Source organism: Prochlorococcus sp. MIT 1304, assembly GCF_047305015.1.
Lineage (GTDB): Bacteria > Cyanobacteriota > Cyanobacteriia > PCC-6307 > Cyanobiaceae > Prochlorococcus_A > Prochlorococcus_A marinus_E.
The window spans coordinates 479,287-503,578 of record NZ_CP138974.1; the positions used below are offsets into that span (position 1 = coordinate 479,287).

Sequence of the window (24,292 nt, forward strand, 5' to 3'; positions counted from 1 at the left end):
TCATGGACCATGCCAAACTTTATAAAAGATAATATTCAAAAAACAAGTAATAATTCTTCTCGTAGCATCAAAAAATTATTAAAACAAAGATCTCTAGTCGTTGCATTATCGCTCTTATTAACAGGTCTAGGGGCTTCAATTACAAGCATATCTTTTAAAACTGGAATCTATTTTTTTAATAATTGGAGATTAGCATTATTAGACCAATTCTCATCTATTGCGGTCTTACCTATTTTTGGAGCTCTTGGGGGAGCTATTGCAGGATATTTGATCAAAAATATAGCACCTGCCGCAAAAGGTTCAGGTGTGAGTCAAATCATGGGTTTCTTAAGACATAAAAAAGTTCCAATGAATTTAAAAGTAGGATTAGTAAAGCTCATATCAGGAATTATTGCGATTGGTAGCGGATTCCCTTTGGGTCCAGAAGGTCCATCAGTTCAAATGGGAGGATCAGTAGCTTGGCAAATGGCCAAGTGGCTCAAAGCTCCTACAGCTTTTAGAAGAGTAATAGTAGCAGCAGGTGGTGGTGCTGGGATAGCTGCAGTATTTAGCGCTCCATTAGGAGGGTTTATCTATGCAATAGAGGAGTTATTAAACTCTGCTAGACCAGTAATTTTATTATTAGTAGTAATTACAACTTTTATTGCAGATTCGTCTGCTGATATTATTCAAGCATTGGGTTTAGATCCTAAAGCAGGAGGCTTTGATTTTAACCTCGGATTTTTGATTCAAAAAGAATATGACCCATCAGTTTTTTTCTTACCTGTAGATTTTATTTACTTAGTTTTATTAGGAATAATTATTGGAATATTTGCAGAATTGTACAGCAGATATGTTTTGTTAATGCAAAATCTTGGTAAAAAGTGGTACAAAAATAAATTTGTTTTAAAAATGAGTATCTGTGGATTTATTTTAGGAAGTATCTACTCTTTTTTACCCAGTACATTTCATAATTTAGATGAATTACAGAAAATAATAGCTGAACAAAATACAAGTATTGGAATTGCTTTATTAGCAGTTTTAGTGCTATTTATCACAACAGGTTTAGCTGCAGCATCCGGAGCTCCTGGAGGATTATTCTACCCAATGCTTACTTTAGGAGGATCAATCGGACTAATAATGGGGAGCTGGGTAGAAATTGCTACAGGACATGCACCGAGTACATACATTTTTGCGGGAATGGGAGCTTTCGTAGCAGGATGTTCTCGAACGCCAATAACAGCAATGTTTTTAGCTTTTGCTTTAACAAAAAATTTATTAATAATGAAACCTGTGTTAATCAGCTGCATTGCCAGTTTCTTGGTAGCAAGAGCTTTTAATGAAGAATCAATTTATGAAAGACAAATACAAATAGAATTAGAAGACTAAAAAACTATTTTCAATCAAAAACAGCAGTTTTGCTGTTATAGACAAATACTTGATGATTTAAGTGTAATCTAACTGCTCTTGCTAAAGCTATTCTTTCAATATCTCTCCCTTTTCTAATCAAATCATCAACTTCATCCCTATGACTTACATTGACTGTGCATTGCTCTATTATCGGGCCTTCATCAAGATCTTCAGTAACGTAGTGAGCAGTAGCACCGATTAATTTAACACCTCTCTTCCATGCTCTGTGATATGGTTGCCCACCCTTAAATGCAGGTAAGAAAGAATGATGAATATTTATTATTGAAGAAAACTTTTTTAAAAAAGAGTCACTCAAAATTTGCATATATTTGGCTAATACAACAAGATCAATGTCATATTCTTTTAGTAAATTTAAAAATTGATCTTCAACAACAGTTTTATCAGTTTTAAAGGTATCAATATGGACAAATTTTGCACTAAAGTCATTTGCAATATTTTCAAGATGAGAATGATTTGAAATTATTAAAGGAACTTTCATTTTGAGTTCTCCATTTCTTACTCGCCAAAGTAAATCAATCAAACAATGATTTTGTTTACTCACGAAAATAGCAACATTTGGGATTTCATCAGAATAATTTACGTTAAATTGTCCATTTACTGCATCTGCAATTTTTTCAAATTCTTTATAAATTTCATCCCTATTAAGAGATTCATTGTTACTATTCCATTCAATTCGACTAAGAAACAAACCTGCATCTTGATCTGTATGATGATCAGAATGTTTTATGTTGCCACCGTAATTTGAAATCCAACTTGTAAGTAAACTTACAAGGCCAGGACGATCGGGACAGACAATTTTGAATATAATTGAAGGATGTTCCAAAAATCTTTAACTATTAAGTCAAATAAGCAAGCATATCTAATATATCAATGAAAAGCTTAAAAGAAAATTTTCAAAAAGCAAACATAGTTATTATTGGAGCCGGGATTATTGGAAAATTTAACGCTTTAGAATTATCAGAATTAGGTTTCCAGGTAACGATAATAGATCCAACTCAACTCAAAAATAGTAGCAATGCAGCTTTGGGTTTGCTAATGGGTAATATGTATCAAAAAAGAAGGGGGAGAAGCTGGAATCTCAGGAAACAAAGCATTGAATTATGGCCACAATGGATTAAGTTCCTACAAAAATTTAATTATGAATTAAATATCGAAAAACCATTAATACAACTAACTACTAATGAAGAAAAGTTTAAAAAATTAGAGAAATTTGTTTTTGAAAATAATGATCCAACGTTATTAATTCTAGAAAGAGACTCAATATTAATCAAGAATATAAATAAAGCCTTCCAAACAAAAAATATAAAAGGAATAATCTCCTTCAAAGATGGAAGAATAAATGCTTTATCGTTACTTCAAACATTAGATAAATATCTAAAACATAAAAAAGTAAATTATTTACAAGGAGAAATAATAAAAATAAGAAAATCAAACAATCAATGGATTTCTACAACAAGGAATAATGAAAATATCAAATCTGACATGGTTATTTTATGTAATTCACTAAAAGCGATTGACTTAATAGATAGCCGATCTCACAACATCAAATTAAAGCCTGTTTTAGGTCAAGCTATAGAAATTGAGATTAATGATGCAGAAGTTGATTTGTTATCGCTGCCAAAACAATTCAATATAAATGGTAAAAATATAATTTCAAAATCAAAAAATAAGCTAATTATTGGATCAACTGACGAATATAGTACTAAGCCAGAAAAAAATACATTTGAAAAACTCACAAATTTTCTCGATAAAAAACCAAATTGGCTAGAGAAAGGAAAAATTTCTAAAAAGTGGTACGGAATTAGGTCAAGACCAGATGGTGAACCTTCACCAATAATGAAAAATCTTGAAGATGGGCTAATTATATGTACAGGTTTTTATAAAAATGGGTTTTTATTGGCTCCCGCTTGTTCTAAATGGGTTGCTAATGAAATTAAAAATTACCTTTACTAATCTTTTGTTTCAGTGAAGTCTGCATCAATTACATCATCTCCACCTTTTTCATTTGAATCACTCTCATCAGGACCGCCTGCTGCACCAGGTGATGGTGCCTGATTACCTGGTTGCTGATAAACAGATGAACCAACTGCATAAAGTTCTTGCTGGAGTTCTTCAAGAAGTTTTTTCATTGAATCAAAATCTTCTTTTGAAGTTGCTTCTTTCAAAGCATTACTTTTTTCTTCAACTTTAGACTTTGCTGCAGCATCAATTTTGTCTCCCAACTCACCAAGTTGCTTTTCTGTCTGGTAAACAAGTGTTTCAGCTTGATTTTTTAAATCAATTTTTTCTCTTTTTTCTTTATCTGCAGATGCATTTGATTCAGCATCTTTTACCATTTTTTCTACTTCATTGTCAGATAGAGTAGAAGCACCAGTGATAGAAATACTTTGCTCTTTACCACTTCCTTTATCTTTAGCAGTAACACTAAGAATTCCATTTGCATCTATATCAAATGTAACTTCAATTTGCGGCACCCCTCTTGGTGCTGAAGGTATTCCATCCAATCTGAAGGTTCCTAAGCTTTTGTTATCAGAAGCCATTTCTCTTTCACCCTGTAAAACGTGTATTTCAACATTTGTTTGACCGTCTACAGCAGTTGAATATGTTTCAGATTTCTTTGTAGGTACGGTAGTATTTCGATTTATCATTTTTGTCATTACTCCGCCTAGAGTCTCTACACCTAGAGAAAGTGGAGTAACGTCAAGCAATAATATATCTTTAACTTCTCCTGCTAAAACTCCTCCCTGAATTGCAGCTCCAACAGCTACTACCTCATCAGGATTAACGGTTTGATTTGGTTCTTTACCAATTATTTTTTTAACTAAATCTAGAACAGCAGGTATTCTAGATGAGCCTCCGACCATAACAACTTCATCAATTTCACTAGTAGAAATTTTTGCATCGCTTATAGCTCTCTCAACTGGGGTCTTACACCTATCAATTAAAGAAGCTGCTAGTTCCTCAAACTTTGCTCTAGTAAGGTTCAAATCTAAATGTTTTGGCCCTTCAGGCGTGGCTGTAATAAAAGGTAAATTTATCTCACTTTGCGTAGCATTTGAGAGCTCTATCTTTGCTTTTTCTGCAGCTTCAGTCAATCTTTGCAAAGCTTGCTTATCTTGTCTGAGATCAATTCCCTCATTTGATTTAAAGGTATTAGCTAAGTGATCTACAATACATCTATCAAAATCATCACCACCTAAATGTGTATCTCCAGAAGTAGATAGAACCTCAGTTACTCCATCACCTGCTTCAATAACTGAGACGTCAAATGTTCCTCCCCCTAAATCAAAAACAAGAATTTTTTCATTTTCTTTATCCAAACCATATGCTAAAGCCGCAGCGGTTGGCTCATTAACAATTCTGAGCACTTCTAAACCTGCAATCTTTCCAGCATCTTTAGTAGCCTGTCTTTGTGAATCATTAAAATAAGCTGGAACTGTTATTACAGCTTGTGTAACTTTTTCACCAAGGTATTTACCCGCATCATCTGCTAACTTTCTTAAAACTTGAGAACTTACCTCTTCAGGAGAAAACTGCTTATCCAAAATAGGGCATTTTAATTTGACACTAGAACCAGATTTTTCAACAGAATAGCTAACTTCTTTAGATTCTTCATTAACTTCATCAACCCTTCTTCCAACAAATCGTTTTGCTGAATAAAAAGTATTTTCAGGGTTCATTACAGCCTGTCTTTTAGCTATTTGTCCAACAAGCTGATCTTGATTTTTTGTATATGCAACAACTGATGGAGTAGTTCTGAAACCCTCAGCATTTGCTATTACAGTAGGTTTACCACCTTCCATTACAGCAACACAACTATTAGTTGTTCCTAAATCGATTCCTACAACCTTACCCATGGGTATACTCTTTGTATTTGTTACTCTCCATAATCGGTCATTGACGTCATTATTGTTACTCAAAGATGGGGTGTGGTTCCCGAACAGATCATTATTTTAAAGAAAAATTCTAAACATGATTTCAAGTAAGACATCTTTTATAGCATTAATCGGCAATCCAGTAAGCCATTCCTTCTCGCCGATTATGCAAAATGCTGCATTCCAATATTTAGGCTTAGATTTAATTTATTTTGCTATACCTTGCAAAGATGAAGATCTAGAATTGGTTTTGAATTCTTTGAAAAAAATTAATTGCAAAGGTTTAAATATTACAATTCCCCATAAAGAAAAAGTATTTAACTTATGTAGTGAAATTTCACCTATAGCAAGAAAACTTAAAGCCATTAATACCCTGAAATTAAATTCTGAAAATGAATGGAGCGCAACTAATACCGATTTAGAAGGATTTATTTATCCATTAAAAAATTTAAACTTAGCGAAGAAAAAATCAATAGTTCTTGGCTCCGGGGGTGCAGCAAAATCTGTTATTCAAGGTTTAATAAATTTAAATCTTTCAAAAATTTCAGTAATAGGACGCAACAAATCATCACTAGATGAATTAATAAAAAACTTTGGAAATCAAATTGAACTTCACAGCTTCTTAAGTAACGATAATCAAACTCAAAATTTAATTGAAGAAGCAGATTTAATTATAAATACAACACCAGTAGGAATGAAAACAGCTAAAAATGAAATGAATTTATTGCCATATGGAGATTATTTTTGGAGATCTCTTAACTCAAAAACTATTGTTTATGATTTAATATATAATCCCGCTCCGACTCATCTATTAAAATTTAGCGCCAATAAAGGATGCATGACTATCGATGGTTTGCAAATGCTTGTTGCTCAGGGATTGAAATCATTATCATTTTGGACAAATGGCTTAGAAGTACCATTTCATATCATGAATGATGCTCTCAAAAATCATCTTTAAAATAATGCTAATTTTCAAGGAACTGCACATCATGATGTATCGTTAGATATGAACAGACGCTCATGACATCATTTATATGAGCCAAAGACCTTGTCTGAAACTATGAACGATCAACAATCTTATTACGAAACGATGTATATCCTCCGTCCAGATATTGCGGAAGATGAAGTAACTACCTACATTGATAAATACAATAAGCTTTTAGAAGAATTTGGTGGCACCATCCTCGATAGTCAAATGAGGGGTAAAAGAAGATTAGCCTATCAAATAGCAAAACATAGAGAAGGTATTTACGTCCAGCTAAGTCATCAAGGAGATGGACAACATATTTTCAAAATCGAAAAAGCAATGAGACTAAGTGAAGATGTTATAAGATACATGACCGTTAAACAAGAAGGGCCCTTGCCAACTCCAAGACCTTCTTCGAAAAGTTCAACTAAAGCAGATGATAAAGAAAATCCAGAAACTAAAGTTGAACCTAAGGAAGAACAACCAGTAATAAGCGCAAATACTTCAACTTCAGAAAAAGATGATACTGAAACCAGAGAAAATGCAGAATCTTAAATGTTAATCTTTTGTTTTTGAATTTAATTCAGCCCATATTTTATTAGACATACCCCACATGTAAATAAAACCCTCTGCTAAAGAATGATTAAAAACATCTTCTTCGCTATAAGTTGCCAAATCCTCTCTATAAAGTGAGTTATTTTCCGACATTCTACCGATTACTATTGCGTTCCCCTTATGAAGTCTAATCTTTACTCTTCCATTAACTGCTGTTTGAGTCGACGAAATAAATGAATCTAAACTATCTTTAAGAGGTCCAAACCAAAAACCTTGATAGACAAGTTGACCCCATTTTTTTTCAACTATTCCTTTAAAATCGACAACGTCTGGATTTAATGTGATGCTTTCTAATTCTTTGTGAGCTTTGATTAAAAGCAAGAGGCCTGGCGTTTCGTAAATCTCTCTACTTTTAATTCCTACTACCCGGTCTTCAATCATATCAATTCTTCCAAAACCATGCTCTCCTGCGAGAACATTAGCTTTTTTAATAATCTCTACGGGGGTTAGAGATTCATCATTAATTCCAACAGGAAACCCATTTTTAAAAATAATTTCTACTTCTTGAGGAGAATCCGGTGAATTCTCAATAGATGATGTCATTGCAAAAATATCTTCAGGTGCTTCTTTCATTGGGTCTTCTAATATGCCTGCTTCAATACTCCTACCAAGTAAATTAACATCTATTGAATATGGTGATTTTTTTGATACTGGTGCGGGAATACCAAACTTTTCTCCGTACTCTATTGCCTCTTCCCTACTCATATTCCATTCCCTTGCAGGAGTAATTATTTTTAAATCAGGACCTAAAGCATTTATTGCTAAATCAAATCTAACTTGATCATTCCCTTTACCAGTGCATCCATGAGCAACTGCATCAGCACTAATCTCTCGAGCAATATTTACAAGATTTTCTGCAATTAAAGGCCTAGCAAGAGCTGTAGATAAAGGATATTTATCTAAATATAATGCGTTTGCTCTAATGGCTGGAAAAGCGTATCTTTCAACAAAACTATTAACTAAATTGCCAACAATTGATTGAGATGCACCAGAATTTAAAGCTTTTTGCCTAATAAGTTCTAAATCCTCGCCTTGACCAAGATCTGCAACAAAAGTAACCACTTCTGAAACTCCATATTCTTTCTTTAAATATGGAATACAAACGCTCGTATCTACGCCGCCAGAATAAGCTAGCACAACTTTTTTTACCTGCTGCATCTAAATTTGCTCCATAAATTTAAATTTTTTGACGTAATTAAGAATTTGAAAACTTATTAAAGACTAATACTATTGTAACTAAAAGAGCTGGACCAAAAACCAATAATAAGAGAAGAAAGTTATTAATTATTAAAACATTGGGATTCAAATATCCAATAAGTTTTAATAATCCAGACAGAAACAATGAAATTAGCCAGATAAAAAAGTATTTTAAATTTCCTTTATCAAACAAAGTTTTTAGTATGCATCATTATGTATTATTTTATATATAGAACATTATTTATAATGGATTCAAACAAACTAAAACTTAGATTAGACGATATCTCTGAAGACAATCCAGCTTTAACTTGCTACCACAGAGATGATCCAGCTCCTGTGTTGCCATTAAGAGAGGAGCCTGATCTACTATCTTGGCTTGAAAATACAGGTAGACTCGTTGCAGAAAAAGATGGAGATTCCCAAGAGATTAGTACAATAGAGGAAGAAGAACTTTCAGCACTAATGGGAGAAAAAGAAGATTATAAAACTGAAGAAGATCCTTCATTAGAAGATGATTGGGAAGATTAAAAAGTTTAACTTTAAATCTTTATTTATATTAAATACTTTTGCTTTAATAGTTACCTCCTATCTTTTTAATAATTTTATTTTTACAGGAGTATACATATTATTCTTCTTTATTTCTATTTTTATAACGAAAAATGGTCTAAAGATTATCAAAAAATTTAATTTCCTTCAAAATATTAGGGATGAAGGCCCAACTAATCACTTTAAAAAAAGTGATACCCCAACAATGGGTGGGATTTTTATGATAATCCCTTTTTTAATTCTGCTTTTAATAATAACTATCAATTTAAGTTCTCTAAAATTAATTCTTTTATTACTTACTGTTTTTGGTTTCTTTATTACAGGATTTTTAGATGATTATTTAAGCATTAAAAAAAGAGAGAACACAGGTTTAAAAACAAAAGAGAAATTTATCTTACAAAGTGTCATCTCAATAATTTTTATATTGTTAGCCTACGAAAAAAATTTAATCAGTCCATTAATAACAATTTCTGACTCCTGGGCTATAAATATGAATATTTTCATATTGCCAGTTGCTTTTTTAGTACTTGTCGGCATAAGTAATTCAGTAAATTTAACTGATGGACTAGATGGATTAGCAGCTGGATGCAGTGGGATTGTCTTTTATGGATTAGGAACAGAAATATTACTGAAAGGACAGCAAGAACTTTTTGTTTTTAGCATTTTATGTTTTTCGATGTCAGGCATATGCTTAGGTTTTCTCAAGTACAATAGTTATCCTGCAAAAATATTTATGGGTGATACCGGATCTCTAAGTATAGGAGCTATCCTAGGTTCTATAGCGTTATTAACCAATAGCATTTTTACCTTATCTATTTTCTCAGGAATATTTATTATTGAATCGTTATCAGTAATTATTCAAGTAGGGTTTTTTAAAATTACAAAAAAATTATTTCATAGAGGTAAACGCATATTTTTAATGGCTCCACTACACCACCACTTCGAACTTAAAGGAGTGAAGGAAGAAAAAATAGTAGAAAATTTTTGGAAAATCAACATTTTACTTGTAATTTTAGGTATAGTTTTAAAAATCAATCTTTGAAAAATTTGTTATGAATTTTTTTACATGGAAAGATAATGGATTAACAAGTGACTGCTCAAGTCTTGATGCAATGGCATCAAGATTTGAAGAAACTGCCAACTTAATGAAAAAACTTTCTAAAAAGGGCTTTAAACTAAAGAAAACTCAAAATAATCAACTAATTCTTCACCCTGATCCTGAGGTTTTTGATCAATGGGGTTTTATAAGTGAGGAAGTCCCTTTTAAACAACTTTGTTTAATGTCAGATGAAGAATAACTAGTTGAACTTGAAAATTCTTCAGTAAGTACTGATAAATAATTACGTACATGAGTGTTCCAACTAAAGTGCCTGTTAACACCCTCAATTCCATTTCTGCTCCATATTTTCCACTGATTATTATCTGATATTCCTTTTTCAAGAATAACTTTCAACTCATCAATATCAGTAACATCCACTAGAAGTCCATTTTCACATTTTGAACGAATTTCTTTAGGACCTCCATCATTTGTTGATATTATTGGTAATCCACATGAAGAAGCTTCAAGAAGAGTTAAACCAAAAGGCTCTGTTAAAGCTGGATTTACAAATACACCACCTCTGCTGGCAGCCCACCGATATAAAGATGGAATCTGATTTGGAAGATGTTTTTTTGGATAAGCTACCTTTCCATACAGATTATATTTATCAATTGTTTCAAAAATATTATTGAAAACATCTTTTTGTTGAGGGTCAAGTTTTGAAGTACTATCTCTACAACCCAAAATCAAAATTAAATTAGTTTTTCTTTTTAATTTTTCAGATCTTCCATAAGCTTCAATCAAAGATGGAATATTTTTTCTTCTTACAGCTCTAGAAATAGTCAAAAATGGAGGTTTGGAAGAATCCTTAAGAAAAGGTTTCATCATGTTATCAATTTCAGCTGTCTCTGTTGTCGAGTGAATATGGTGAAACTTATTATGATCAACACCAGGCGGAATAACTTTAGCTTTATGAGGTGAAAAAGAAGAATATTGGGAATATTGATACACTGACTCTTGTTTAGTGCTTGTAACGACAATATCTGCAGATTTCAATGCTTTTTCTTCTGCATCAATTCTTTTACTTATAGAATAGAGTTTTTCTATTTGATTATTTTTTAAACCAGTATCAAGCAATTTCCTTTGTTTCTCTCTTCCTAGAGAATGACCAGTAAAAATAAGAGGAACGTTTAGGGATTTACTGAGTTTAACTCCTACATAACCAGCATCTGCATAATGTGCATGAATGAAATTAGGCTTTTTGTTTTTTTTATAGTAAGAGATCAGTTTTTCAGTTAAATAATCTAAGTAAGGCCAAAGCAATTCCTTTCTTAAATATTTGTTAGGTCCAAAGTTGAATCTTAAAATTCTTACTCCAGGTTCTACAAATTCTTCTTCTTGAGAATACTCATGATCTACTTTAGGGTCGTTAATTAAACGAGTAACTAAATCTACTTGATCAACTTCTGAAGTATTTGCCAAACTTTTAATTAACTCTAATACGTATTGTGTTTGACCACCTGTATCTGCATCTCTACCTAATTCAAGATTTTTAGAGCGTATAAGGCCGTGTAAATGTAAATGTAAAAATTTAAACCTCATTCAGCAAATCCTCCTTTCAAGGCTCTTAATACAAATAAGCTGAAATTTGCAAAGAAAATATTAAGAAAGCATTATGATTTTAAAAATTTATTTAATACAAAGGTTTTGTAAAAGCAGTTGCAACCTGAAATAATACCCCTTAAAAGAAGAATTTGGTTTTATTCAGATAATTAAAAATACAAAGAAATACAACAAGAATTTTTTAATTTAAGACCTTTTTAAGATATTTTGCTGTATGACTTCTAGGATTTTTAGCTACATCCTCAGGAATACCTTCTGCAATGATTTCTCCTCCTTTATCCCCTCCATCAGGACCTAAATCGATAATCCAATCTGAACATCTAATAACATCTAAATTATGTTCAATAACAATTACTGAATTACCTTTATCTACCAAACGTTGTATCACATCCATTAATTTATGAACATCATAAAAACTTAATCCTGTAGTTGGTTCATCAATCAAATATAAAGTTTTTCCAGTAGCCCTTTTGGACAATTCCGTAGCTAACTTAACTCTTTGAGCCTCTCCACCGGATAATGTAGGAGCTGGTTGACCTAATTTGACATATCCTAAACCGACATCTACCAATGTAGATAATCTATCAGCAGCTTGAGGTATTGCAGAGAATGTTTCTGCAGCTTGTTCAACAGTCATCTCTAAGACATCAGATATATTGAAACCTTTATATTTCACCTGAAGAGTTTCCCTATTAAAACGAGCTCCTTTACATACTTCACATTGAACATACACATCAGGTAAAAAGTTCATTTCAATTACATTTACTCCCTGACCCTTACAAGCTTCGCATCTTCCTCCTTTCACATTAAAGCTAAATTGACCAGCCTGATAGCCTCTTGCTTTTGCTTCAACTGTAGCAGTAAATATCTGCCTTATAGGATCAAAAGCACCAGTATATGTAGCAGGATTTGATCTTGGAGTTCTTCCTATTGGAGATTGATCAATAACGATAACTTTATCAATTGCCTTTATACCCTTTAACTCTTTTACGCCTTGAGGAAAAGGGACTTTTAATCCTAAAGAATGACATAATGCAGGATGAAGTAATTCATTTATCAAAGTACTCTTCCCACTTCCACTCACGCCAGTAATAGAAACTAACCTTCCTAAAGGAAATTCAACAGAAATATTTTTTAAATTATTTTTAGAGCAATTATTTAAAATTAAACTTTTTTTTACAGATGATCTACGTTCTTTTGGAGTAGGAATCGACTTTCTACCACTGAGATAAGCTCCAGTTAATGACTTTTCTGAATTTAAGACATCTTGATAAGATCCCTTAGCAATAATTTCCCCACCATAAACACCTGCCCCTGGACCAATATCTACTAAATAATCTGCGGATTTCATAGTATCTTCATCATGTTCAACAACAACCAAAGTATTTCCCAAGTCTCTTAAGCTTTTTAATGTTTCTAATAATCTGTCATTGTCTCTCTGATGCAAACCTATACTTGGTTCATCTAATACATACAAAACCCCAGTAAGACCTGCTCCTATTTGTGTAGCCAATCTAATACGCTGAGCCTCACCACCAGACAAAGTCATAGCTGGTCTATCTAAAGTTAAATAATCTAAGCCTACATTAATTAAAAACTTCAAACGTAAACGAATCTCTTTTAAAACCAATTCACCTATCTGCTTTTGTTTTTCTGATAAAGATATATTTTTTTTCTTTGTATTACTCAAACCCATGAGGAATTCTATGTGATTTAGGGTTTCAGAAACACTTATAGAAGTTAAGTCAGTAATATTATATGGACCAATTTTAACGGCCAAAGCCTCAGGTCTTAATCTTTTTCCAGAACATGTCTTACAGGGAACTAATTCTAGATACTTTTCTAATTTTTGTTTAACTGATTCACCATTGGCTTCATTGAATTGCCTTTCTAAAATTGGTAAAATTCCTTCAAAAGGTCTTTCAAAACCACTAGAAGTTTTAAAACGACTATCAGCTTGAATTAATATTGGTTTATCTGATCCCAAAAGTAGAACTTGTTTTTGCAAATCACTTAAATCTTTCCAAGGAGTTTTTAATTCAAAACCATAAGCTTGTCCTACAGAATAAAGTAATGAGAAATAATAAGTATTATCTTTCTCACTCCAAGGAGCTATTGCAGCATAAACAGGCAATGTTTTATCAGGTATAACTCTATCCGCAGTAAATTTTTTTAAATAACCAATCCCATGACAATCTGGACAAGCACCATATGGGCTATTAAAAGAAAATAATCTAGGAGAAAGTTCTTCAACAATAGAGCCATGTACAGGACATGCATAATTTTCTGAGTAAAGTTTCTCTCTCTCTAAGTTAGAAGGTAAATTTTCTCCTTTTTTTGGGACAACTTCTACTATTGCTAAGCCATCTCCTCTTTTGAGACAAGTTTGAAGAGAATCATTTAATCTTTCTTGTATTCCTTCTCTTGCAATTAATCTATCAACTACTACCTCAATATTATGAATTTGATTTTTATCTAATTCAATACTATCAGCAAGTTCTCTTACTTCCCCATTGATTCTAACTCTGGCAAATCCTTCAGCAGCTAGTCCACTTATTAATTTTGTATGTGTTCCTTTCTTACCTCTTACAACAGGAGCCAACAATTGGTACCTTGTTCCTTCTGGCAAAAGAAGAATTTGATCCACCATTTCATCAATTGTTTGAGGCGAAATTGGAATCCCGCAGTGGTGACAATGCGGCTCACCAGCACGACCAAACAATAATCTTAAATAATCTTGTATCTCTGTTACTGTTCCAACTGTTGATCGAGGATTATGACTTGTAGATTTTTGATCAATTGAAATGGCAGGTGATAAACCCTCAATATTGTCAACATCTGGTTTATCTACTTGACCCAAAAATTGTCTTGCATATGCAGAAAGACTCTCAACATATCTTCTCTGACCTTCAGCAAAAATAGTATCAAAGGCTAAAGAACTTTTACCACTTCCACTAACACCCGTAAAAACTATAAATTTATTCCTAGGTAGAGAAAGATCAATATTTTTTAAATTATGCTGACGAGCACCTCTAATATTAATTGAATTATCTTCTTCAAAACTACTATCAACTTTATTAACCATGTTTAAATCTAATTAATGATTTAAAACAGCTATTATAGTAGAATTTTTTCTGTTTTACGCAGCTGAGCGATCAAGGAGTCTAGAAGCATATTCGATTACTTCGCAAGAACCTCCACCTATAAGTTCGATCAGTTCATTTTTTCTTTGATTTTTAGTAGTTAGTTTTGCAATTGAAGTATAAGTTATTCCATTAATTACGTTTTTGTTAACTTTAAAATGAACTGATCCCCTAGCAGCTAGGAATGGTTGATGTGTAATACATAAGACTTGTTGATTTTTAGAAATTTCTTTTATAAGCTCAACCAAAGAAAATAGAGATTTACCACTTAAACCACTATCAATTTCATCTAAAAAGAAAGTGTTGGGTTGTTTAGAAATACTAGATTTAATAGCTAATAAAAATCTTGACATTTCTCCGCCAGAAATAACATTTGATAATGGAGCAAGCTTCTGATCAGGATTAGCCGAAAACAAAAAATTTATATCGTCAATTCCATCGCCAGAAGGCTTACATTCAGAAAATTGAATTAAAAAATTTGCATTTTCTAAACCTAGATTGCTTAAAATTAACATTACTGAATTTTGTAACTGCTTAGCAATTTTTTTTCTTTCAATAGATTGAATAACAAATAAAGAATTTAGATTACTTTGAAAATTCTCAATTTGAGCTTTAATCCTGCAAATCTCATTACCTTGATCATTTTGTTGAAAATACATCTTTAATTGATCGCGTTTTTCAATTAATTGAGTTAAATCTAACGCAAAAGTTCTCTCTAAGTTTTTTAAAAAGAATAATCTTTTTTGTATTTCTGGAAGATTAGATTCATAACTTTCTATTTCTTGCAAATATGATTTTAAATCAAAAATTAAATCTTCAACATCAGCATGAATATTGAATAACTTCTCTCTAAATTTTTGAATCTTTAAATCAAAATCTGCTGTTTTATTTAAAATCTTTAGTGATTGATTTATAAAAGAAGTTACTGAAGGTTCATCATGACTGAAATTATTTAAATTTTCTAATGATGATTTAATTGAATTATTAATTTCAAGATTATTTACAAGTTTATTTTCTAATAACTCTAGTTCTAAAATTTCCTCACTTGAATTTAAATCAGCTTCCTCTAAACTCTTCAACATGTGTTTAATTGCCAAGTTTTTTTCTTCTTGATTCCTAGAAAATTCTATTTTTTCATCCATTAAGGCTTTTAAAACTTTAATCTCTCCCCATATATTTTTAATCCTTTCGCTAGTATCTCTAAATTCTTGAGAACATAAGTCATCAATAATTAGTCTTCTTTTATCAAGAGAATCAAAGATAAAAGTGTCAGATTGACCTGCAAAATCAATTAAAAATCCTCCAAGTTTTTCTAATGATTGTCTATTAATTGGTAAATCATTAAGGCTATATTTGGTTAAGATTTTATTATTTTTTTTATAAGATTTTCTTTTAATTTGTAGTTCTGAAGAAGTTATTTCAAAACCATTACGAATTAACCAATTATTGATTTGAATAGAAGAAGAAAATATCGCCTCAATAACGCAAAAATCTTTTCCTGGACGTATTAAATGTTTTAGAGGTATATTAGTTCCACCAAATAAAGCATTGAGGGAATCCAAAATTAATGATTTTCCTGAACCTGAATCCCCAGTTATGATATTCAAACCTTTTTCGAAATTAATTTCTATAATCTCTATTAAGGCAATATTTTCTATTTTTAGTTGTACTAACATGATAAATCTTCCATATAAAAAAATTAACTTCTTTTTTAAAAAAATAAAGGTTTTAAATATATAAAGTTATGAAAGAAGATTTTACTGATTTTATTGAGGTATCTGGACTCTTAAATTACGATCCGGATACAATTTCTAAAATTTACAAAAAAAATCCTAAAAGACTTTTAAAAAGACTTTGGCAAACACTCATACCTATTTTTGCTTACATTTTCTCCGTGGGATGGGATAAATTCACTGGAAGATTAAAAAATGAACAGCAAGCAAGATTTAGAGCACGAGAATTAACAAATTTATTAGTAGAACTTGGGCCTGCATTTGTTAAGGCAGGCCAAGCTTTATCAACAAGACCAGATATAATCCCAGGGATTCTTCTAGAAGAATTATCTGAATTGCAAGATCAACTCCCCGGGTTTGATGGCAATAAAGCTATGGAGTTAATAGAAGAAGATTTAGGATACAAAATAAATGAGATTTTTTTAGAAATTGATAAAGAACCAATTTCCGCTGCTTCTTTAGGGCAAGTACATAAAGCGAAATTAAAAAACGAAGAGATCGTTGCAATAAAAGTTCAAAGGCCAGGATTGAGAGAACAAATAACCTTAGATCTCTATATAGTTAGAAATATTGCTTATTGGCTAAAAAACAATATCGGATTAATAAGAAGTGATCTAGTTGCTTTGATTGATGAATTAGGCAAAAGAGTTTTTGAGGAGATGGATTATCTAAACGAAGCTGCAAATGCAGAAAAATTTAGAGATATGCACAAACATAACAAAATGATTGCTGTACCAAAAATTTATAAAGAAATAACATCAAGAAGAGTATTAGCAATGGAATGGATAGACGGTACAAAATTAACAAATTTAGAAGACGTAAAAAAATTAGGAATTAATCCTGATGAAATGATTGATATAGGAGTGCAATGCAGTTTAGAACAGCTTTTAGAACATGGTTTTTTTCATGCAGACCCACATCCAGGTAATTTATTAGCCTTAGAAGATGGAAGATTATGTTACTTAGATTTTGGAATGATGAGCGAGGTTTCTAGAGAATCAAGATCGGGATTAATTCAAGCAGTAGTACATTTAGTAAATAAAAACTTCGATAAATTGTCTCAAGATTTCGTAAAATTGGGATTTTTATCAGAGGAAGTTAATCTAGAGCCCATTGTTCCAGCATTTCAAGATGTTTTCATTAACGCCGTTGAACAAGGAGTGTCGAAAATGGATTTTAAAAGCGTTACAGACGATATGTCTGGTGTTATGTATAAATTCCCTTTCAGACTACCACCATATTACGCGCTTATAATTAGGTCATTACTTACATTAGAAGGAATAGCTTTAAGCGTAGATCCAAACTTCAAGATATTAGGCGCGGCTTATCCATATTTTGCAAGAAGATTGATGGAAGATCCTGATCCACAATTAAGGGAAAGTCTTAAAGAAATGCTTTTTGATAATAAAAAATTTAAATGGGACCGTTTAGAAGATCTACTTTCTAACGCTGCAAAGCAAACAAATCTCGATTTAGAAAAACTTTTAGACGAAGTTATAAATCTTCTCTTTTCTCCAAATGGAGGATTTCTTAGAAATGAGATAGTTGAAGGTTTAACAAATCAGATAGATTTATTTAGTCTAAAAATATTGAAAAGTTTGAATAACTACCTTCCACAATCAATTAAATTAAATACTATCAACGAGAATAATAACTTAAATGACCTTATAATGTACGTAGAGCCATTGAGAAACTTCTTAGAGATTTTACAAAAAGTCCCCGGGTATTCAATTGATATTTTTCTAAAAAGGGTTCCAAGACTAATAAATGAACCTTATACAAAAGAAATGGGTATAAAGATTGCAAAAAAAGTAACTGAAAAAGGAGTAGTAAGACTTGTTAAGATTGCTGCTGGTGCAAATATCTAAATGAAGTTTAGCAAAATTTTAATATTTAAAATATTTTTTATTTTAGTAATTTCTCCATTATTTTTAAATATTCCAAAAGCTAATAGTGCTGAAGAAATTAAGATCACATACAGCATATTTTCTAGAACAATTAAAGTGGCTTCTTTAAAAACTTTTGCTACAGAAGGTAAATCCACAAAAAAATTAAGGAGAATTTTGAAAGCAACAGGATCTCCCGATAAAGAAATTAGAACAGTTTTAAAAAAAGATTTTGAAGTTCCTATTACCATTGCAAGCAAACTTGTATACTCTGAAATAGGAGATGTTTTTTTAACAAGACTTTCATCTATTATTCACCCACCTAGAGCAACTGATGAAAGAACAGGCATGCTAGCCCTTAGAGCAAGCGTGATTCAAGGTATTAATATAGGAAATGGAAAAATAAATCTAATAAATTTTTTTGAAGCATATCCAACTAAAACTGTAATTTTAGATGTTAGCGCTTTGAGCAAAGTTATGAATAAAGTAGAATCGATTTCAGAACTATTAACCTTTTTTACCAATTCCCCTTTAGAAAAAATCAAAACAAATTAAACAACCATGGTGTTATTAGATAAAATCAAAAATAAACTGCGTTTTAATTATAGAAAAAAAAGATGGCCTGGCCTTATAGAAGCTTATAAACAATATCTCCCAGTAACGAAGAAAACTCCTATTATTTCCCTCAATGAAGGAAATACACCACTGATCTTAAGCGAATTAATTAGCAACTTAATTGGAAATGGAACAAAAGTTTTTTTAAAATATGATGGCCTTAATCCAACAGGATCTTTTAAAGATCGTGGTATGACTATGGCAATTAGCAAAGCAAAAGAAGAAGGGCGTGAAGCAGTTATTTGTGCAAGCACTGGAAATACCTCTGCTGCTGCTGCTGCATATGCTTCGAGAGGAGGATTAAAACCTTATGTATTAATACCAGAAGGATTTGTTGCACAAGGAAAACTTGCTCAAGCATTAATGTATGGCGCTGAGATAATATCTATTAATGGAAACTTTGATAAGGCCCTTGAAATTGTTAGAGATTTATCCTCAGAACATCCAGTAGAACTTGTTAATTCGGTTAATCCATATCGAATACAAGGACAAAAGACAGCAGCTTTTGAAATAGTTGATGACTTAGGTTATGCTCCTGATTGGCTTTGTATTCCAATGGGCAATGCAGGAAATATAACTGCTTATTGGATGGGATTTAAAGAGTATTCAAAAATTAAAAAAAATTTGAAATTACCAATAATGATGGGTTTTCAATCCGAAGGCTCTGCTCCATTAGTAAAAAATATAATAGTTAAAGATCCGGAAACAATTGCAACTGCAATCAGAATTGGGAATCCTGTAAATAGAGAAAAAGCAAAAAAAGTAAGAAAGGAGAGTAAAGGAGATTTTCAGTCAGTTACAGATAAAGAAATAATCGATGCTTATAAAATCCTTGCCAAAGAGGGGGTTTTTTGTGAACCTGCCAGTGCAGCATCAGTTGCTGGACTGATTAAAAATAAAAATAGAATTCAGAAAGAATCGACTATTGTTTGTGTTCTGACTGGAAATGGCTTGAAAGATCCTGATTGCGCTATTAAAAATAATGATGCTATTTTTAGGAAAAATATTGAACCTTCATTAAAAAATATAACTAAAATCTTAGGATATTAAAATCCAAAAAAAATATTGTCTGTGGAAATCAATTAAAAACAAACCTCATTTGTTGAAAAGTACATAACAAGAAATTCTATTTGTTGAATAAATTTAAAATTTTCAAAAAAAGAAAAAAATATTCAACAAATAAAAAATTTTTTACACATATTCTTTTCTTCGTAAACTACCTCGACAAGGTATTTAATTTAAGAATTCCACAGTTCCCACAAGAACTACTACTACTAATTTTTTTATTTTATTATTTATTTATATATTTAGAAAAATTAAAAAATAAATTTATTGAATTTAATTTACGAAAAAAGTATATTGTATTTGTAAAAAGTTCCAAATTCTGATGGAAATTATTTGTAATCAAAATGAATTAAATAATGCTATACAACTAGTAAGCAAGGCAGTTGCTTCAAGGCCAACGCATCCAATTCTTGCAAACATACTTTTAACAGCTGACCAAGGAACTAATAAAATAAGCGTCACAGGATTTGATTTAAATTTAGGAATTCAAACTTCTTTTGATGGAACTATTAAAAATAGTGGAGCAATTACGATACCTTCAAAACTTTTATCCGAAATAGTAAATAAATTACCTAATGAAACTCCTGTTTCTCTAGAAGTAGAAGAGAATTCAGATAACATCCTAATAAAAAGTGACAGAGGTTCTTTTAATCTAAAAGGGATACCCTCTGATGAATACCCCAATTTACCATTTGTTGAAAGCGGCACTTCTTTGAATATTGATCCTAGTTCTTTTTTAAAGGCTTTGAAATCTACCATTTTTGCCAGTAGTAATGATGATTCAAAGCAACTACTCACAGGTGTCAATTTTACCTTCAAACCAAATTATTTGGAGTCTGCTTCTACAGATGGCCATAGATTGGCTGTAGCTTTAATTGGTAATGAAGAAGATATTGAAAATAAAGAAAACTTATCTTCAAATGTTGATAATTTATCGGTAACCATCCCAAATAGATCATTAAGAGAAATTGAAAAACTAGTATCCTTGAGAAGTTCAGAAAAATCAATTAAGCTTTTCTATGACAAAGGTCAAGTAGTATTTATATCTTCTAATCAAATAATTACTACAAGAACCTTAGAAGGTACTTATCCTAATTATTCACAATTAATTCCTGATTCTTTTTCAAAAATTCTTAATTTTAATACAAAAAAATTAATTGATGCTTTAGAAAGAATTGCTGTTTTAGCTGATCAGCAAAGTAGTGTTGTAAAGATTAAATTAGATGATACAGATTTAGCTTCAATCAGCGCAGATGCTCAAGACATTGGAAATGCAAATGAATCAATACCTGTTTCTTATTCTGGAGAAAATTTTGATATTGCATTTAACGTAAGATATTTGTTAGAAGGTTTAAAAGTTATTGCTTCTGAAAATGTACTTTTAAAATGTAATATTGCAACTACTCCAGCTGTTTTTGTACCAGAAGATAATCTTAATTCTTTTACTTATCTAGTTATGCCTGTGCAGGTTCGTTCTTAATTTGAAATTACCTAAAGAAATTTTATTAAGTGAATTACTAAATTATAGTGTTAAGGGTAATATGGTCCTTAATTATGGAAATGGTGAAAATGTTTGGATGCACCCTCCGGTTCACCGGATTCTAGGATGGTACTCTCGTCCTTCAAATTTAGGTTTAAAAAGAAATGTTTGGCGATTAAATCAAATTTCTCAAATAATAGATAATGAAATTTATGTCAAAGGCGATCCTGCTATTTCGGATTTAGCAACTTTAAATAGGTTCCCTACTTTAATAGAAGCTAATCTTATTAATATAAATGGATCAAAAATAGGAGTCATTGCAGATTTTTTATTTGAAATAAAAACGGGAACAATTAAATATTACTTGGTTTCTAGATCTAATCCTAAGATTCCAGGTTCTAGTAGATGGAAATTGACTATTGATAATATTATAGATCAACAACCGGGATTGGTATTCTGTGAAAGTAATTCTTTAGATGATTTATCTTTAATAAAATCAAGTATTAAAAATGAATTTATGCAAAAAGGGAAAAAAATTTTTGATAGATTTGATGATATGAAAAATATTGCTTCTAATAGATTAGAGGAATGGCTTGAAGAAGATGAAGATATTAGCCAAAACTTAGATTTTAAACAAAAAAGTTTTTATAATAATGACAGAACACCTATCTCGTCTAGTGAAAAAAAAGAAGATGACCCTTGGATATAAATAATGATAAATCAAGAAAATAATGATCTATATGATCTTAATGAAGCACTACAAGTTGAAAATTTAACACTTAATGATTACGAAGAAATTTGCAAAAGATTAAAGAAAAAACCTAACAGAACAGAATTAGGCATGTTTGGCGTTATGTGGTCCGAACATTGTTGTTATAGAAATTCAAAACCTTTACTATCTAAGTTTCCCACTAAAGGTAAAAATGTTTTAGTTGGACCTGGAGAAAATGCTGGAGTTATTGATGTTGGAAATAATCAAAAACTTGTTTTTAAAATAGAAAGTCATAATCATCCTTCTGCTATTGAACCTTTTCAAGGAGCAGCAACAGGGGTAGGAGGAATTCTAAGAGATATATTTACAATGGGTGCAAGGCCCATTGCAGTCTTGAATTCATTGAGATTCGGCAATCTTGATAAATCATCAAATGTTGATTTACTACGAGGAGTTGTATCCGGTATTGCACATTATGGAAATTGCGTAGGTGTGCCGACTGTTGGAGGTGAAATTGACTTTGATGATAGTTACTCTGGAAATCCTTTAGTGAATGTTATGGCTTTAGGACTTTTAGAGACCGAAGAAATCGTTTGTTCTGGAGCTAAAAATGTAGGATCACCAGTCTTATATGTTGGTAATACAACTGGCAGAGATGGTGTTGGTGGTGCTAGTTTTGCTAGTTCAGAATTAACTACAACTTCATTGGATGATAGACCTGCAGTTCAGGTAGGTGATCCATTTGTTGAGAAAAGTCTTATTGAAGCTTGTTTGGATGCTTTCAAGACAGGGGATGTTATTGCAGCTCAAGATATGGGTGCTGCAGGTTTAACATGCAGTAGCGCGGAAATGGCTGCAAATGGAAATTTAGGGATTTCAATTGATTTAGATTTGGTCCCTTCCAGAGAAGATGATATGTCTTCATACCAATATTTATTATCTGAATCGCAAGAAAGAATGTTGTTTGTCGTTAAAGAAGAAAAAATTAATGATCTTATTGAAAAATTTAATAAATGGGGATTATATGCCAGTGTTATTGGTGAAGTGATAGGAACTAATGAGGTAATTATTTCTCATAAAGGTAAAATTGTGGCTCAAATACCTACTTCTGCCTTATCTGATGATACTCCTGTAAATTTCCATAATGTGATTAATAACCCACCCGACGATCTTTTAAATAAATGGGAATGGAAAGAAAATGATTTACCAGAAATTCATGAGCAAAAAATATTTTCATTGAAGGAAAATAAGAAATTTTCTTTTCAAGAAATCATTTTAAAACTACTTTCTAATCCATCAATAGCTTCTAAACGATGGATTTATAAACAATATGACTCTCAAGTTCAAGCAAATACAGTTTTTAAACCTGGAAAATCAGATGCAGCCGTAGTAAGACTAAGGGAACAATATAAAAAAAATAAAAGTAAAGTATTTTCTGGTGTCGCTGCTTCAGTTGATTGCAATAGTAGATGGGTTGCGCTTGATCCTTTTAGAGGATCTATCGCTGCCGTTGCAGAGTCCGCTAGAAACGTTAGTTGTGTTGGTGCTGAACCTGTAGCAATTACAAATAATTTAAATTTTTCTTCCCCTGAGAGTGAAATAGGATATTGGCAACTCTCATCTTCATGTAATGGAATTACAGAAGCTTGTAAAGCTTTAGAAACTCCTGTTACAGGAGGTAATGTATCTTTATATAATGAATCTAAAAACAAAGATAATCTAATTACTCCTATCAATCCTACTCCTGTTATTGGAATGGTTGGAAAGATAGATAATATCGAAAAAGCTATAAGTTGTGAATGGAAAAATATTGATGATCAAATCTGGTTAATTGGCTCCTATAAATCAGATACGACAATTGCAGCTAGTTCTTATTTGGAATATTTTCATGGAGAAATTACTGGTCGGCCTCCAAAAATAGATTTGTTGGATGAAAAGTTTTGCCAGAGTTTTTTAAGAAATGCGATTTTAAATAGTCTTGTAGTTTCTTCTCACGATATTAGCGATGGCGGTTTAGCTATAGCTTTAGCAGAGTCTTGTATTTTATCTGCAAAAGGTGCAACGATAGAATTAAAAAAAGATATAAACAGAGAAGATAATTTATTGTTTGCAGAAGGAGGTTCTAGAATTATTTTTTCAATAAACAAAATTAAACAAAATGAATGGCTTAATTATTTAAAACAAAATCAAATAAACTTTCCATCAAGTGTATATGTAAAAAAAATAGGACATGTGTCTAGTGAAACTCTTAAGATAAATATCCAAGATAAAAATATTTGCAATATTAGGGTTGAGGAATTATCTGAAAAATTTAATAATAGTATTTCAGATTACTTTTAAATATGAAAAACATTTCTCAACTATTAAAATTTTTAAGATATTAAGT

The 24,292-nt window shown here is 31.4% G+C and carries 19 protein-coding genes; 13 read left to right on the top strand and 6 right to left on the bottom strand.

The window, feature by feature from the left end; translation table 11 throughout:
* Positions 1 to 9: 9 nt before the first annotated feature.
* Entirely contained in the window at positions 10 to 1,368 is a 1,359-nt protein-coding gene (locus SIB45_RS02665) for a ClC family H(+)/Cl(-) exchange transporter (RefSeq protein WP_011863796.1), read from the top strand.
* 10 nt (positions 1,369 to 1,378) lie between these two features.
* Here SIB45_RS02665 and purU read toward each other — a convergent pair whose 3' ends face one another.
* On the bottom strand, positions 1,379 to 2,233 hold the full coding sequence (gene purU, locus SIB45_RS02670; protein WP_011863797.1) for a formyltetrahydrofolate deformylase: 855 nt from the start codon (positions 2,231 to 2,233) through the stop codon (positions 1,379 to 1,381).
* Between the two features lie 47 nt (positions 2,234 to 2,280).
* On the opposite strand from purU, the gene SIB45_RS02675 reads away from it, so the two are divergent.
* Positions 2,281 to 3,363 (top strand): FAD-dependent oxidoreductase, encoded by a 1,083-nt coding sequence (locus tag SIB45_RS02675; protein WP_011863798.1) that lies wholly within the window; start codon positions 2,281 to 2,283, stop codon positions 3,361 to 3,363.
* Here SIB45_RS02675 and dnaK read toward each other — a convergent pair.
* A complete protein-coding gene (gene dnaK, locus SIB45_RS02680; protein ID WP_011863799.1) occupies positions 3,360 to 5,267 on the bottom strand; it encodes a molecular chaperone DnaK in 1,908 nt (635 codons plus the stop codon). The two genes, SIB45_RS02675 and dnaK, sit on opposite strands and share 4 nt — an antisense overlap.
* A 115-nt stretch (positions 5,268 to 5,382) precedes the next feature.
* Here dnaK and SIB45_RS02685 point away from each other — a divergent pair, with 115 nt between their 5' ends.
* Both SIB45_RS02685 and rpsF read left to right on the top strand, forming a co-directional pair.
* Positions 5,383 to 6,243, top strand: a complete 861-nt coding sequence (locus SIB45_RS02685; RefSeq protein WP_011863800.1) for a shikimate dehydrogenase — start codon at positions 5,383 to 5,385, stop codon at positions 6,241 to 6,243.
* A 102-nt stretch (positions 6,244 to 6,345) separates the two neighbouring features.
* Positions 6,346 to 6,807 carry a 30S ribosomal protein S6 gene (rpsF, locus tag SIB45_RS02690; RefSeq protein ID WP_011863801.1) on the top strand — a complete coding sequence of 154 codons (462 nt, stop codon included), beginning with the start codon at positions 6,346 to 6,348 and terminating at the stop codon, positions 6,805 to 6,807.
* Between the two features lie 3 nt (positions 6,808 to 6,810).
* Here rpsF and SIB45_RS02695 read toward each other — a convergent pair whose 3' ends face one another.
* On the bottom strand, positions 6,811 to 8,025 hold the full coding sequence (locus SIB45_RS02695; protein WP_011863802.1) for an argininosuccinate synthase: 1,215 nt from the start codon (positions 8,023 to 8,025) through the stop codon (positions 6,811 to 6,813).
* A 285-nt stretch (positions 8,026 to 8,310) separates the two neighbouring features.
* On the opposite strand from SIB45_RS02695, the gene SIB45_RS02700 reads away from it, so the two are divergent.
* The 3 genes from SIB45_RS02700 to SIB45_RS02710 are packed head-to-tail and all read left to right on the top strand — an operon-like array spanning position 8,311 to position 9,908.
* A complete protein-coding gene (locus SIB45_RS02700; RefSeq protein WP_041484736.1) occupies positions 8,311 to 8,592 on the top strand; it encodes a DUF3134 family protein in 282 nt (93 codons plus the stop codon).
* A complete protein-coding gene (mraY, locus tag SIB45_RS02705; protein ID WP_011863804.1) occupies positions 8,576 to 9,652 on the top strand; it encodes a phospho-N-acetylmuramoyl-pentapeptide-transferase in 1,077 nt (358 codons plus the stop codon). The genes SIB45_RS02700 and mraY overlap by 17 nt, the downstream gene beginning before the upstream one ends.
* A gap of 10 nt (positions 9,653 to 9,662) precedes the next feature.
* Positions 9,663 to 9,908 carry a hypothetical protein gene (locus SIB45_RS02710; RefSeq protein ID WP_025882542.1) on the top strand — a complete coding sequence of 82 codons (246 nt, stop codon included), beginning with the start codon at positions 9,663 to 9,665 and terminating at the stop codon, positions 9,906 to 9,908.
* Here the strand turns inward: SIB45_RS02710 and SIB45_RS02715 are convergent.
* From SIB45_RS02715 to SIB45_RS02725, 3 genes are all read right to left on the bottom strand, one after another.
* A complete protein-coding gene (locus SIB45_RS02715) occupies positions 9,842 to 11,251 on the bottom strand; it encodes a glycosyltransferase (RefSeq protein WP_011863805.1) in 1,410 nt (469 codons plus the stop codon). The genes SIB45_RS02710 and SIB45_RS02715 overlap by 67 nt on opposite strands.
* Positions 11,252 to 11,453: 202 nt before the next feature.
* Positions 11,454 to 14,357: an excinuclease ABC subunit UvrA gene (gene uvrA, locus SIB45_RS02720; RefSeq protein ID WP_011863806.1), complete on the bottom strand. Its 2,904-nt coding sequence runs from the start codon at positions 14,355 to 14,357 to the stop codon at positions 11,454 to 11,456.
* Between the two features lie 54 nt (positions 14,358 to 14,411).
* Positions 14,412 to 16,091 (bottom strand): AAA family ATPase, encoded by a 1,680-nt coding sequence (locus SIB45_RS02725; protein ID WP_011863807.1) that lies wholly within the window; start codon positions 16,089 to 16,091, stop codon positions 14,412 to 14,414.
* A gap of 68 nt (positions 16,092 to 16,159) precedes the next feature.
* Here SIB45_RS02725 and SIB45_RS02730 point away from each other — a divergent pair, with 68 nt between their 5' ends.
* From SIB45_RS02730 to purL, 6 genes are all read left to right on the top strand, one after another.
* Positions 16,160 to 18,016: an ABC1 kinase family protein gene (locus SIB45_RS02730; RefSeq protein WP_011863808.1), complete on the top strand. Its 1,857-nt coding sequence runs from the start codon at positions 16,160 to 16,162 to the stop codon at positions 18,014 to 18,016.
* A complete protein-coding gene (locus tag SIB45_RS02735; RefSeq protein ID WP_011863809.1) occupies positions 18,017 to 18,589 on the top strand; it encodes an alpha/beta hydrolase in 573 nt (190 codons plus the stop codon).
* A 6-nt stretch (positions 18,590 to 18,595) separates the two neighbouring features.
* Complete coding sequence (thrC, locus tag SIB45_RS02740) at positions 18,596 to 19,699, top strand: threonine synthase (RefSeq protein ID WP_011863810.1); 1,104 nt, start codon at positions 18,596 to 18,598, stop codon at positions 19,697 to 19,699.
* A 337-nt stretch (positions 19,700 to 20,036) separates the two neighbouring features.
* Positions 20,037 to 21,194, top strand: a complete 1,158-nt coding sequence (gene dnaN / locus SIB45_RS02745; protein ID WP_011862028.1) for a DNA polymerase III subunit beta — start codon at positions 20,037 to 20,039, stop codon at positions 21,192 to 21,194.
* Position 21,195: 1 nt separating this feature from the next.
* Positions 21,196 to 21,903 carry a PRC-barrel domain-containing protein gene (locus SIB45_RS02750; protein WP_011862029.1) on the top strand — a complete coding sequence of 236 codons (708 nt, stop codon included), beginning with the start codon at positions 21,196 to 21,198 and terminating at the stop codon, positions 21,901 to 21,903.
* Positions 21,904 to 21,906: 3 nt separating this feature from the next.
* On the top strand, positions 21,907 to 24,246 hold the full coding sequence (gene purL, locus SIB45_RS02755) for a phosphoribosylformylglycinamidine synthase subunit PurL (protein WP_011862030.1): 2,340 nt from the start codon (positions 21,907 to 21,909) through the stop codon (positions 24,244 to 24,246).
* Positions 24,247 to 24,292 lie beyond the last annotated feature (46 nt).